The 12,135-nt window shown below is 66.2% G+C and carries 10 protein-coding genes, 1 tRNA gene and 1 pseudogene; 9 read left to right on the top strand and 3 right to left on the bottom strand.

Annotated features, from left to right (window positions below):
- Positions 1 to 216: 216 nt before the first annotated feature.
- Positions 217 to 399 (top strand): annotated as a pseudogene (locus tag IEX25_RS20415) (recombinase zinc ribbon domain-containing protein); the annotation flags it as partial.
- 513 nt (positions 400 to 912) lie between these two features.
- Here IEX25_RS20415 and IEX25_RS13300 read toward each other — a convergent pair.
- Positions 913 to 1,002, bottom strand: a tRNA-Ser gene (locus IEX25_RS13300).
- A gap of 46 nt (positions 1,003 to 1,048) precedes the next feature.
- Positions 1,049 to 2,851: a phosphogluconate dehydratase gene (gene edd / locus IEX25_RS13295; RefSeq protein WP_188715513.1), complete on the bottom strand. Its 1,803-nt coding sequence runs from the start codon at positions 2,849 to 2,851 to the stop codon at positions 1,049 to 1,051.
- Positions 2,852 to 2,993: 142 nt separating this feature from the next.
- Between edd and IEX25_RS13290 the strand changes: the two genes are divergently transcribed.
- The 5 genes from IEX25_RS13290 to pgi are packed head-to-tail and all read left to right on the top strand — an operon-like array spanning position 2,994 to position 8,535.
- Complete coding sequence (locus IEX25_RS13290; RefSeq protein ID WP_188715512.1) at positions 2,994 to 4,187, top strand: RSP_2647 family RNA methyltransferase; 1,194 nt, start codon at positions 2,994 to 2,996, stop codon at positions 4,185 to 4,187.
- On the top strand, positions 4,187 to 4,726 hold the full coding sequence (locus IEX25_RS13285) for an RSP_2648 family PIN domain-containing protein (protein ID WP_188715510.1): 540 nt from the start codon (positions 4,187 to 4,189) through the stop codon (positions 4,724 to 4,726). Before IEX25_RS13290 ends, IEX25_RS13285 begins: the two co-directional genes overlap by 1 nt.
- A 60-nt stretch (positions 4,727 to 4,786) precedes the next feature.
- A complete protein-coding gene (zwf, locus tag IEX25_RS13280) occupies positions 4,787 to 6,238 on the top strand; it encodes a glucose-6-phosphate dehydrogenase (protein ID WP_188715540.1) in 1,452 nt (483 codons plus the stop codon).
- Between the two features lie 2 nt (positions 6,239 to 6,240).
- On the top strand, positions 6,241 to 6,912 hold the full coding sequence (gene pgl, locus IEX25_RS13275; RefSeq protein WP_188715539.1) for a 6-phosphogluconolactonase: 672 nt from the start codon (positions 6,241 to 6,243) through the stop codon (positions 6,910 to 6,912).
- 12 nt (positions 6,913 to 6,924) lie between these two features.
- Positions 6,925 to 8,535 (top strand): glucose-6-phosphate isomerase, encoded by a 1,611-nt coding sequence (gene pgi / locus IEX25_RS13270; RefSeq protein WP_188715508.1) that lies wholly within the window; start codon positions 6,925 to 6,927, stop codon positions 8,533 to 8,535.
- 58 nt (positions 8,536 to 8,593) lie between these two features.
- On the opposite strand, the gene IEX25_RS13265 is transcribed toward pgi, so the two are convergent.
- A complete protein-coding gene (locus IEX25_RS13265; protein ID WP_188715506.1) occupies positions 8,594 to 8,812 on the bottom strand; it encodes a SlyX family protein in 219 nt (72 codons plus the stop codon).
- Positions 8,813 to 8,863: 51 nt separating this feature from the next.
- On the opposite strand from IEX25_RS13265, the gene hisS reads away from it, so the two are divergent.
- From hisS to hisG, 3 genes are read left to right on the top strand one after another with little or no spacing between them, the layout of a single operon-like run.
- A complete protein-coding gene (gene hisS / locus IEX25_RS13260; RefSeq protein ID WP_188715505.1) occupies positions 8,864 to 10,345 on the top strand; it encodes a histidine--tRNA ligase in 1,482 nt (493 codons plus the stop codon).
- Positions 10,342 to 11,409, top strand: a complete 1,068-nt coding sequence (locus IEX25_RS13255; RefSeq protein WP_188715503.1) for an ATP phosphoribosyltransferase regulatory subunit — start codon at positions 10,342 to 10,344, stop codon at positions 11,407 to 11,409. Before hisS ends, IEX25_RS13255 begins: the two co-directional genes overlap by 4 nt.
- Positions 11,406 to 12,083: an ATP phosphoribosyltransferase gene (hisG, locus tag IEX25_RS13250; RefSeq protein WP_188715501.1), complete on the top strand. Its 678-nt coding sequence runs from the start codon at positions 11,406 to 11,408 to the stop codon at positions 12,081 to 12,083. Before IEX25_RS13255 ends, hisG begins: the two co-directional genes overlap by 4 nt.
- Positions 12,084 to 12,135: the final 52 nt, after the last annotated feature.

Genomic DNA, 12,135 nt, shown 5'->3' with positions numbered 1-12,135 from the left:
CCATCGTCACGCTCATGCGCAAGCTCATCGAGACTGCCAACGCTCTCGTCAAAGCCGATCGCAATTGGACACCCAATCCTGCTTGACCAAGACGGATACTCACAAGGTGATGGGCAGGAAATCGAAATAGACGTTCCTCAACTCATAGACACAGAAACATTTGAGGCAGTTCAGCAGAGAAAATGTGCAAAGAACCCAAAAAAGACGCCGCCGCGCATGGTCACAGGCGACGTACTGCTTTCTGGGCTGGCAACTTGCCCTTACTGTGGTGCAGCAATGATTGCGACCTCCGGAAAGGGAGGAAGATATCAGTACTATTCATGCTCTACAAAGAACCGGCAAGGATCCATGGGTTGCCAAGGCCATCGCGTTCCTCGTGAGGCTCTCGACGATTTGATCTGTAATACTTTGCGAGAGCGAGTGTTTACGGTAGAGACCATTACAGGGATGGTAGCCAAGCGTAGAGCATCCTTCAAGCAGCGACATGCGGCGCATTATGAAACCCTCGCAAAGCGAGAGCAGGCTGTCGTCGACACTTCGCGCGTAGTGGCGCGTCTCTACAAGTTGGTCGAGGAAGGCTTGGAGGATGCCTCCGATCCGCGATTCAAGGAGCACTTCACCAAAGCTAAGTTAGAAAACGCAGCAGCGGAAAGAGAGCTTATTCAGGTGAAAGCTGAGCTCCCGTCAGATATGAACATGACTCAAGATAATACCGTGCCATTTGTAACGGCCTTAATTTCTGCGCTTGACGATCCTTCCATTCCCAAGCGCCGCGCAGTGCTTAGATCTGTGATCGATGAGATATCCGTTGGAGCCGATGTGATCCGTATCGCCGGCCGCGCCTCCCTCTTGGAAGCTGGTGCCGCAAAGGGTGCAATAACACCTGCTGCAGTGCCCAGTTTTGTTCGGGAGTGGCGGAGCAGGTGGGATTCGAACCCACGGGACCATCACTGGCCCGGCGGTTTTCAAGACCGCTGCCTTAGACCGCTCGGCCACTGCTCCGTAGGTTTGCCTAAACCGCGGCAGACCGATTGCCAAGGCCCATCCGTCACACCACCACGCCCGCGCCCTCGGTTGCGGGGCCGGCCACGGTGCGGAAGGCGGCGAACAGTTCGCGGCCCATGCCTTCGCTGCTGGGGGCGGGGTCGTGCAGCGCGGCAGGACGGGCTTCGAAGTCGGGCGCCAGGCAGTCGATCGTTCCGCTGACCGCGTCCAGCCGGATCAGGTCGCCATCCTGGATGCGGGCAAGGGGGCCGCCCACCGATGCCTCGGGCGAGATGTGGATGGCCGCCGGGACCTTGCCCGAGGCGCCTGACATGCGGCCATCGGTCAGCAGGGCGACACGCAGCCCGCGATCCTGCAATACGGCCAGGATCGGCGTCAAGGAATGCAGTTCGGGCATTCCGTTCGCGCGCGGCCCCTGGAAGCGGACGACCACGACGGTGTCTTCGGTGAATTCGCCCGCCTTGAAGGCCTCCTTCACCTGCTCCTGATCGGAAAAGACGCGGGCGCGGGCCTCGATCACATGGCGTTCCTCGGCGACGGCGCTGACCTTGATGACGCCCCGGCCCAAGTTGCCTTGAAGCTGCTTCAACCCGCCTGTCCGGGCGAAGGGATTGCCGGCGGGGCGCAGGATGCGGTCGTTCAGCGTCTCGCGCGATCCTTCTTCCCAGCGGATGCGGTCGCCGTCCAGCTTGGGTTCGGCGGTATAGCCGACCAGGCCGGTGCCGTTGATCGTCTTGACATCGGCGTGCAGCAGCCCCGCGTCCAGCAACTGTCCGATCATGTAGCCGATGCCGCCCGCCGCGTGGAAGTGGTTCACGTCGGCCAGGCCGTTGGGATAGACGCGCGCCATCAGGGGCACGGATTCGGAAATGTCGTGGAAATCCTGGATGTCGATCAGGATGCCCGCCGCCTTGGCCATGGCAGGGATGTGCATGACCAGGTTCGTGGAACCGCCTGTCGCCATCAGCCCGACGATGCCGTTCACGAAGGCCTTTTCGTCCAGGACCTCGCCCGCGGGCAGATAGTCGTTGCCAAGCCGCGTGATCGCGGCGGCACGCTGGACGCCCGCCACGGTCAGCGCCTCGCGCAGGGGGGTGTTGGGGTTCACGAAGCTGGAGCCGGGCAGGTGCAGGCCCATGAACTCCATCAGCATCTGGTTGCTGTTGGCGGTGCCGTAGAAGGTGCAGGTGCCGGGGGAATGATAGGACGCCATCTCGGCCGCCATCAGCGCGTCACGCCCGACCTCGCCTGCCGCGAATTGCTGGCGGATGCGGGATTTCTCATCATTGGGAAGGCCCGAGGGCATGGGCCCGGCAGGCAGGAAGACGGCAGGGACATGGCCGAAGGTGGCGGCGGCCATGACCAGGCCAGGCACGATCTTGTCGCAGACACCCAGATACAGCGCCGCGTCGAAACAATCGTGGGACAGTGCGACACCCGCCGCAAGCGCGATCACGTCGCGGGAAAACAGCGACAGTTCCATCCCGGCGCGGCCCTGGGTCACGCCGTCGCACATGGCGGGCACGCCGCCCGCGACCTGGACCGTGGCGCCTGCTGCCTTGCCTGCACGGCGGATCAGGTCGGGAAAACGTTCGTAAGGCTGATGGGCCGACAGCATGTCGTTATAGGCGGTGACAATGCCGATGTTCGGCTTGCGAGAAAGGGCCAGGTCGTCCTTGTCATCCATCGCGGCATAGGCATGGGCCTGGTTGCCGCAGGACAGGTGCGCCCGGCGGGGGCCTTCCTCGGCCGCGCGGGCGATCTTGGTCAGATAGGCCTCTCGGCCCTGGCGGGACCGGGTGCGGATCCGGTCAGTGACGCGGTCGATGGTGGCGTGCAGGGTCATGGCTGGCTCCTTCTTGCGTCATTATATACGCTGTTAGCGTTAACGGTTCAACATCGCTTGTCGCGGCGCTTTGCTTTGTCGGGCAGCCTTGTGCCGGACGAGGCGCCATGCCAGATCCAGTGGCGCGAAAAGGATGAAACCGATGACTGATCTGCCCGTGCTGCGCCTGCGCCCTAAATCCAAGCCTCAGGCGATCCGCCACGGCTTTCCTTGGGTCTTTGCCGACGAGGCGGTGATGGACCGCCGCAGCCGCGCGATCCCCCCAGGCGGCTTTGCCATCCTCGAAGACGCCGAACGTGCGCCCCTGGCCCTGGTGACGGTCAACCCGAATTCCAAGATCGTCGGCCGGGTGATGGACGCCAATACCGATGTGCGGATCGACGGGGCATGGCTGCGCGCCAAGCTGGACCAGGCATTGCAGTTGCGGCAGCGGCTGTACGATACGCCCTTCTATCGACTGGTCCATGCCGAAGCCGACGGCCTTCCCGGCCTGGTGATCGACCGTTTCGGCGATGCGGCGGTGATTCAGCCGAACGCCGCCTGGGCAGACCGGATGGCTGAGGATCTGGCCGACGCCCTGGTCGATGTGACCGGCGTGACGACGGTGATCCTGAACGGCCAGGGCCGCGTGCGCGGGCTGGAGGGCCTGGAGGAACGGATGGAGGTTCTGCGCGGACAGGCCCCGTCCGAACCCGTGGCGGTGCCGATGAATGGCGCGACCTATCTGGCCGATCTGATGGGCGGGCAGAAGACCGGGCTGTTCTTCGATCAGCGGCCGAACCACGCCTTTGCGCAGCGGCTGGCCAAGGGCGGCACGATGCTGGACGTGTTCAGCCATGTGGGCGGCTTCGGCCTTGCGGCCTTGGCGGCAGGTGCGGCAAGCGCCACTTGCGTGGACGGCAGCGCGGCGGCCCTGGATCTGGCGAAGGGCGGGGCAGGGCGCATGGGCGCCGCCGACCGCCTGGAAACCGTCCAGTCCGACGCCTTCAAGGCGATGGAGAAGATGGCCGAGGATGGCCGCCGCTTCGACCTGGTGGTCTGCGATCCGCCCGCCTTCGCACCCGCCAAGCCCGCGCTGGAGGCGGGGCTGCGCGCCTATGAACGGGTAGCGAAGCTGGCAGCGCCTCTGGTCGCGCCCGGCGGCTATCTGGTCCTGTGCAGCTGTTCCCATGCGGCCGACCTGACGGCCTTCCGCAATGTCAGCGCGCGCGGCATCGGGCGCGGCGGGCGGCGCGGGGTGCTGATCCATACCGGACAGGCGGGGCCGGATCACCCGATGCTGCCGCAACTCGCCGAGACCGGCTATCTCAAGGCGCTGTTCTTCCGGCTGGACTGATGCGCGCCGTTCTTGACGCCAATGTCCTGTTTCCCACGATCCTGCGAGAGATCCTGATCGATCTGGCTGGCGCGGGGTTGTTCGTGCCCTTGTGGTCGCCGCGCATCCTGGCCGAATGGCGGGGTGCCGCCGCCCGGCTGGGCGGGGATCAGGACGCCGTCGCAGGAGCCGAGATCGCCTTGCTGCGCGACCGGTTTCCTGCGGCCGAGATGCCCGATGACGGCAACCGCGCCATCGACCTGCATTTCCCGGACCCTGCCGACCGGCATGTGGTGGAGGCGGCCCTGGCAGGGGCCGCGACGCTGGTGGTGACGGCGAACCTGCGCGATTTTCCCCAAACCCTCATGGCGGGCCTTGGGCTGCGCGCGATCCATCCCGATGCGTTCCTGCTGGACCTGTTCAGGTCCGATCCGGGCGCGGTTCGCGCCGCTGTTCTGACGACACGCGACAAGGCCGCCGCAATGGGTGGCGACATGACCTTGGCCGCCATGCTGAAACGCAGCCGCCTGCCAAGGCTGGCCAAGGCGCTGAAAGGTTGAACCGAGTTGCTGTTAACGCTAACAAGAGATATGGCGACCCCCAACCGCAAGGAGGACAGCATGGTCTCGCGCGTCATTCCGGTCGATGACTTCGATCTGGTCATCTTTGGTGCCACCGGCGATCTGGCGCAGCGCAAGATTCTGCCGGGCCTGTTCCGCCGCTTCGTGGCCGGACAGGTTCCCGCGACCTCACGCATCATCGGCGCGGCCCGCACCGAACAGGACGACGCGGCTTTTCGCGGCGAGGCCAGGAAGGCCATCGAGGAGTTCGGCGGCATCGCCGCGGACGACCCTCGGCTGGCGCAGTTCCTGGACCTGCTGGGCTATACGCCGATCGACGCCAAGGGGGACGGCGGCTGGGCCGATCTGAAATCGCGGATGCGCCCCGGTGCCGTCCATGCCTTCTACTTCTCGGTCGCGCCGGCGCTGTTCGGCGATATCGCCAGCCGCCTGGCCAGCCATGGCATCGCGGATGAAAACAGCCGCATCGTCGTGGAAAAGCCCTTTGGCCGCGACCTGGAAAGCGCGCGCGCCCTGAACGCCACGCTGGCCTGCCATTTCCGCGAAGAACAGATCTATCGGATCGACCATTACCTGGGCAAGGAAACCGTGCAGAACCTGATGGCGGTGCGTTTCGCCAATATCCTGTTCGAGCCGCTGTGGAATTCCCAGTATGTCGATCACGTCCAGATCACGGTGGCCGAAACGGTGGGCGTAGCCGGGCGCGGCAGCTATTACGATAAATCCGGCGCCATCCGCGACATGGTGCAGAACCACATGATGCAGCTTCTGTGCCTGATCGCGATGGAGCCGCCCTATCACTTCGACCCCAATGCCGTCAGGGACGAGAAGCTGAAGGTGATCCGCGCCCTGCAACCGGTGGAACCCGGCGACATCGTGCGCGGCCAGTATCAGGCCGACGGGAAATCGACCGGCTATCGCGAGGATGCCGATAACCCGGATTCGCGCACCGAAAGCTATGTCGCGATGAAGGTCTGCATCTCGAACTGGCGGTGGCAGGGCACGCCCTTCTATCTGCGCACCGGCAAGAAGCTGCGCGCCCGGACCAGCGAGATCGCCATCGTCTTCCGCGAACCGCCCCATTCTATCTTCGACGACAGCGGCGCGCCCAAGGCCAACGAGCTTGTCATCCGCCTGCAACCGAACGAGGGTATGAACCTCAAGGTGATGATCAAGGAACCGGGTCCGGGGGGGATGCGGCTGGTGCAGGTGCCGTTGGACATGTCCTTCGCCGACGCGCTTGGCGCCGATGGCAGCGACATGCCCGACGCCTATGAACGGCTGATCATGGATGTGATCCGGGGCAACCAGACCCTGTTCATGCGCGGGGACGAGGTCGAGGCCGCCTGGGCCTGGACCGATCCGATCATCGCCGCCTGGGAAGACAGCAAGCGGCGCCCCGAACCCTATGACGCGGGATCCTCTGGCCCCGAGGAAGCGTTGCGTCTGCTGCATCGCGACAACCGCCGATGGAGGGAGATTCGCGCGTGACGATGGAATTCAAGGAATACCCGGACAGGGAAATGCTGGCGCTGTCGCTGGCCGACCAGATGGCGTCGCAACTGGCGCAGCAGTTGCGGACGGGCGAACGGGCCAGCCTCTGCGTGCCGGGGGGGACCTCGCCCACGCTGGTGTTCGAGACGCTCAGCGGGGCGGATATCGACTGGGGCCGTGTGACGGTGTTTCTGGGCGACGAACGCTGGGTGGACGGCGAACACAAGCGGTCGAACGGCCGCCTGTTGCGCCGCCACCTGCTGCGCGACAAGGCGGCGGCCGCGGCCTACATCGACCTTTACACGGGCGACGCCACGCCGGACGAGGCCGCGGATGGTCTGGCCCAGGCGATCAGGCCGCATCTGCCGATCACCGTGGTCCTGCTGGGCATGGGCAATGACATGCACACCGCCAGCCTGTTCCCCGGTGCGGATCGTTTGGCCGAGGGCCTGGCCGCGGATGCACCGCTGGTCCTGCCGATCCGCGCCGAAGGCGCCGAGGAGCCGCGCATCACCCTGACCCGCCCCGCCCTTGCCGATGCGATGAATGTCCATGTCCTGATCATGGGGCCTGAAAAGCGCGAGGCGCTTGAACGGGCGCAGAAGATGGACCCGACCGAGGCGCCGATCCGCGCCTTCCTGGACAACGCGACCGTTCACTGGGCCGAATAGGAGTCTTTCCGAATGACCGACATCTGGACCCGCCTGAAATCCCACCGCCAGGCGCAAGGTGACAGCCGGATCTCTGACCTGTTCGATGCCGACCCTGGACGCGCCCGCGCGTTTTGCGCCCAGGCGGATGGGCTGGTCTTCGACTGGTCCAAGACGATGATCGACGCGACCGCGCGCGACCTGCTGGTGGCACTGGCCGAGGGCGCCGACGTGGCGGCCCGCCGCGAGGCGATGTTCACCGGCGAAAGGATCAACGAGACCGAGGGCCGCGCCGTCCTGCACACCGCCCTGCGCAACCTGCGCGGCAGCGTGATGGTGGACGGCCAGGACGTGATGCCCGCCGTGCGCGAGACGCATGACCGCATGGCGGATTTCGCCCGTGACGTCCGGTCGGGCGCCTTCACGGGGCAGGGCGGCAAGATCACCGATGTGGTCAATATCGGCATCGGCGGGTCGGATCTGGGTCCCTATATGGCGGTGCTGGCGATGGCGCCCTATCACGACGGGCCGCGCTGCCATTTCGTCAGCAACGTGGACGGCGCCGACATCGCCGACACGCTGAAGGGCCTGGACCCGGCGACGACGCTGGTCATCGTGGCATCCAAGACCTTCACCACCATCGAGACGATGACCAATGCCCAGACCGCCCGCGACTGGATGGGCCGCGTCGTCACCGACCCGGCGGCGCAATTCGTGGCGCTGTCATCCGCCACCGCCAAGACGGCGGAGTTCGGCATCGAACCGTCGCGCGTCTTCGGCTTCGAGGATTGGGTCGGCGGACGTTATTCCGTCTGGGGGCCGATCGGGCTGTCGCTGATGCTGGCCATCGGCGACGAACGCTTTGACGAATTCCTGGCGGGCGGTGCTGCGATGGACGCGCATTTCCGCGCTGCGCCCCTGGCGGAAAACCTGCCCGTGCTGCTGGCCCTGGTGGGCATCTGGCATCACCAGATCTGCGGTTATCCGACGCGCGCCGTGCTGCCCTATGACAACCGCCTGCTGCGGCTGCCCGCCTATCTGCAGCAGCTCGAGATGGAATCGAACGGCAAGCGCGTGGCAATGGACGGAGCCGACCTGGCCCTGCCATCAGGCCCGGTCGTCTGGGGCGAGCCCGGCACCAACGGCCAGCACGCCTTCTATCAGTTGATCCACCAAGGCACGACGCCCGTGCCTTGCGAATTCATCCTGGCCGCGAAGGGGCACGAGGACGACCTGGCCCATCACCATATCCTGCTGGCCGCCAACTGCCTTGCCCAGTCCGAGGCCCTGATGCGTGGCCGGACCCTGGACGAGGCGCGCGCCCTGATGTCTGCCAAGGGTCTGGAGGGCGCCGAACTGGACCGGCAGGCGCGGCATCGTGTGTTCCCCGGCAACCGGCCTTCGACCACGCTGCTGATCGAACAGCTGACGCCCTTTACCCTGGGCCAGATCGTCGCGCTTTACGAACACAGGGTCTTCGTGGAAGGCGTGATCCTGGGGCTGAACAGCTTCGACCAATGGGGGGTCGAACTGGGCAAGGAATTGGCCCTGAAGGTCGAACCCCTGCTGAAGGGCGAGGACGCGCCGGGGCATGATGCGTCCACCGAGCATCTGGCGCAGGTCTTCCGGCAGATGCGCGGGTAGAAAAGGCCGGGGGCTTCGCGCCCCCGGACCCCCGCGGGATATTTCCCCACAGAAGATGCTACCAGTGCGGCGGGCGCTGATCGGCCAGGGGGATCGTGCCTTCGGCATCGGCCTGCTGTTCGGCGGCGAAACGCATCAGCATCTCGACCCGGCGGGTCAGCAGGGCGATTTCCCCGTCCTGGCGGGCGATGACCTCGTGCAGGTCGTCGGTCACGCGTGTCAGATGCGCCAGCGTTTCTTCAAGCTGCCGGATTCGCGTTTCGCTATCCTTGTCCATATCGGCCCCTTCGGTTAAGGCAGCCACGGATTTGGCCGGAAAGGCAGGACCATGGCGAAAGATCAGAAAAAACAACCCCGTCCCAAGGCGGAAACGCCCAAGGGCTTTCGCGACTATTTCGGCGCGGATGTGACGGAACGCAAGGCGATGCTGGACCGGATCGCCGAAATCTATCATCGCCATGGCTTCGATCCCCTGGAAACCAGCGCCGTCGAGACGGTCGAGGCCTTGGGCAAGTTCCTGCCCGACGTGGATCGCCCCAACGCCGGCGTCTTTGCCTGGCAAGAGGAAGCCGTGCCCGGCGGGGGTTCTGGCGACTGGCTGGCGCTGCGATACGACCTGACGGCACCCCTGGCGCGGGTGGCGGCGCAGTTCCGCAACGACCTGCCGTCGCCCTATCGCCGCTATGCGATGGGTCCGGTCTGGCGGAACGAGAAGCCGGGGCCGGGGCGGTTCCGGCAGTTCTATCAATGCGATGCGGATACGGTGGGGTCGGCTTCCGTCGCGGCGGATGCCGAGATCTGCGCGATGCTGGCCGATGCGCTGGAGGCGGTGGGGATTGCGCGGGGCGACTACATCGTGCGGATCAACAACCGCAAGGTTCTGAACGGCGTGCTGGAGGCCGCCGAGGTCCGCGCCGAGCAGGCCGAGGATGTGCTGCGCCAGATCGATAAGTTCGACAAGGTTGGCGAGGCGGGCGTGCTGGCGCTGCTGACCACGGGCCGCAAGGACGACAGCGGCGCGATGATCGAGGGGGTTGGGTTGAGCGAGGCGCAGGCCCAGCCGGTGCTGGCTTTCCTGACCTCGAAAGGCGCGGACAACGCGGCGACGCTGGCGAACCTGCGCGCGGCGGTTGGCGGGTCCGCCATGGGGGCCGAGGGCGTCGAGGAACTGGCCCAGATCGCCGACATGCTGGCCGCGATGGGCGTGGCCGAGGATCGGGCGGTCATCGACCCCTCGATCGTGCGGGGGCTTGGATACTACACCGGCCCGGTCTTCGAGGCCGAACTGACCTTCGAGATTCTGGACGAGAAGGGCCGCAAGCGGCAGTTCGGGTCGGTCGCGGGCGGCGGGCGCTATGACGGGTTGGTGGAACGATTCACCGGCCAGAAGGTGCCTGCAACGGGCGTCAGCATCGGCGTGGACCGGCTGCTGGCGGCGCTGCGGGCCAAGGGGCTTGCGGGAACCCAGGCGCAGGGGCCGGTGGTCGTGACGGTGATGGACCGCGACCGCATGGCGGATTACCAGGCCATGGCGTCCGAGTTGCGGGCGGCAGGCATCCGGGCCGAGGTTTATCTGGGCAATCCCAAGAACTTCGGCAACCAGTTGAAATATGCCGACAAGCGCGGCGCGCCGGTGGCGATCATCCAGGGCGGCGACGAGGCTGCGCGGGGCGTGGTGCAGGTCAAGGATCTGGTCCTGGGCGCAAGGATCGCGGCCGAGGCGAGCCTCGACGAATGGAAAGCCCAACCCGCCCAGACCGAGGTTCCGCGCGCCGATCTGGTCGCGGAAGTCAGGCGGATCGTCGGATGATCCCCAAGCGCGACAAGCAGGCCATCGGCCAGCGTTTCCTGCAGGCCTTCCGCGAGGCGGGGGCGGTTGAGGTCGCGCCCGACATCCTGCTGCCTGCCGACACGCTGCTGGATCTGTATGGCGAGGATATCCGCGCCCGCGCCTATACCTCGACCGATCCCTTGCGGGGCGAGGTGATGCTGCGGCCCGATTTCACGGTGCCCGTGGTGCAGATGCACATGGCAGGCGGGGCGGAACCGGCACGATACTGCTATCTGGGCGAGGTCTTTCGCAAGCAGGATCCGGGCGAGGAGCGCCCTGCCAATCCGCGTGACAACGAATACCTGCAGGCGGGGTTCGAGCTGTTCGCCCATGATCGCGAGGCCGATGCCGAGGTCTTCGGGCTGTTCCACCGGCTGCTGACCCCCTATGGCCTGCAGGCCGTGACGGGCGATACGGGGCTGCTGATGGATGCGGTCCGGGCGCTGCCGCTGTCAAATGCCCGTCGCGATGCCCTGCTGCATCACCTGTGGCGGCCTCGCCGCTTTGCGCGGCTGCTGGCGCGGTTCTCTCGGCCCGCCGAGGCGCGCGTCCTGCCTGCACCGGTCGCCCCCTGGGCTGGCCTGCGCGGCGAGGACGAGATGCAGGCCCGGATCGACCGGCTGCTGGCCGACCGGGACGCGGTGCCGTTGGACCCGGCCTGGAACGCGCGGCTGGAACGGCTGTTTGCGGTGCGCGCGCCCCTGCCTGCGGCCTTGGCGGATCTGCGCGGACTGGTCGCGGAATGGCCCGATCTTGGCTCCGCCGTCGCACGGATCGAGGATCGGCTGGCGATGCTCTCGGCCTTGGGCATCGTGCCGGGCGCGATCCTGTTCGATGCAAGCCATGGGCGGCAGACGATGGAATATTACGACGGCTTCACCTTCAGCTTCGTGGCGCAGAACCGTCCTGACTGGCCCCCGGTGGCATCCGGCGGGCGCTATGACGCGTTGACCGCCGTTCTGGGCCGGGGCGGTCGGGCGATTCCGGCGGTGGGCGGCATCATCCGCCCCGGCCTTGTCGCCGAACTGGAGGCCGCGCGATGATCCGGCTGGGGGTGCCGTCCAAGGGGCGGCTGATGGAGCAGACCTTCGACTGGTTCGCGGCGCGCGGCGTCACCCTGTCGCGCAGCGGGTCGGATCGCGAATATGCGGGCCAGGTCCAGGGCGCGGAGGGGGTGTCGCTGGTCCTGCTGTCGGCGGGCGAGATCCCGCGAGAACTTGCCGCAGGGCGGATTGAACTGGGCGTGACTGGCACCGACCTGGTGCGCGAGAAGCTGGCAGGCTGGCGGTCGGACGTGGCCGAGATCGCGCCCATGGGCTTTGGCCATGCCGACCTGATCCTGGCCGTGCCGGAATGCTGGCGCGATTGCGAGGATCTGGACGATTTCGCGTCCATTGCGCGCGACTTCCGCGCGGCCCATGGCTTCCGCCTGCGCATCGCCACCAAATATCACCGCCTGGTCCGCGCCTGGCTGGCCCATCACGAGGTCGCGGATTACCAGCTGGTCGATTCCCAGGGCGCGACTGAGGGCACGGTTGCCAACCAGACCGCCGAGGCGGTGGCCGACATCACCTCGTCCGGGGAAACGCTGCGGGCCAACAACCTGAAGATCCTGGGGGCCGAGCCGATCCTGCAGTCGCAGGCTACGCTTTTTGCACACCGGGCGGCGCTTGGTGATGTGCGGCCGTTTCTGGCGCAGCTTGGGGTGGCAAGCTAGGCGGGGGCTGTCTGCCCCCACGCGCTTCGCGCGTTCCCCCGAGGATATTTGG

The sequence above is a fragment of the Paracoccus acridae genome (assembly GCF_014642735.1).
GTDB classification, from domain to species: Bacteria; Pseudomonadota; Alphaproteobacteria; order Rhodobacterales; family Rhodobacteraceae; genus Paracoccus; species Paracoccus acridae.
Note: the sequence above shows the minus strand (reverse complement) of the source record. Positions and strands in the feature narration are given on the sequence as shown.

Coding starts and splice junctions, on each gene's coding strand:
- edd (WP_188715513.1), bottom strand. CDS start 2,851: ATGACCCTGCACGCCACCATCGACCGCGTCACTGACCGGATCCGCACC.
- IEX25_RS13290 (WP_188715512.1), top strand. CDS start 2,994: ATGACTGATCTGCCCGTGCTGCGCCTGCGCCCTAAATCCAAGCCTCAG.
- IEX25_RS13285 (WP_188715510.1), top strand. CDS start 4,187: ATGCGCGCCGTTCTTGACGCCAATGTCCTGTTTCCCACGATCCTGCGA.
- zwf (WP_188715540.1), top strand. CDS start 4,787: ATGGTCTCGCGCGTCATTCCGGTCGATGACTTCGATCTGGTCATCTTT.
- pgl (WP_188715539.1), top strand. CDS start 6,241: ATGGAATTCAAGGAATACCCGGACAGGGAAATGCTGGCGCTGTCGCTG.
- pgi (WP_188715508.1), top strand. CDS start 6,925: ATGACCGACATCTGGACCCGCCTGAAATCCCACCGCCAGGCGCAAGGT.
- IEX25_RS13265 (WP_188715506.1), bottom strand. CDS start 8,812: ATGGACAAGGATAGCGAAACGCGAATCCGGCAGCTTGAAGAAACGCTG.
- hisS (WP_188715505.1), top strand. CDS start 8,864: ATGGCGAAAGATCAGAAAAAACAACCCCGTCCCAAGGCGGAAACGCCC.
- IEX25_RS13255 (WP_188715503.1), top strand. CDS start 10,342: ATGATCCCCAAGCGCGACAAGCAGGCCATCGGCCAGCGTTTCCTGCAG.
- hisG (WP_188715501.1), top strand. CDS start 11,406: ATGATCCGGCTGGGGGTGCCGTCCAAGGGGCGGCTGATGGAGCAGACC.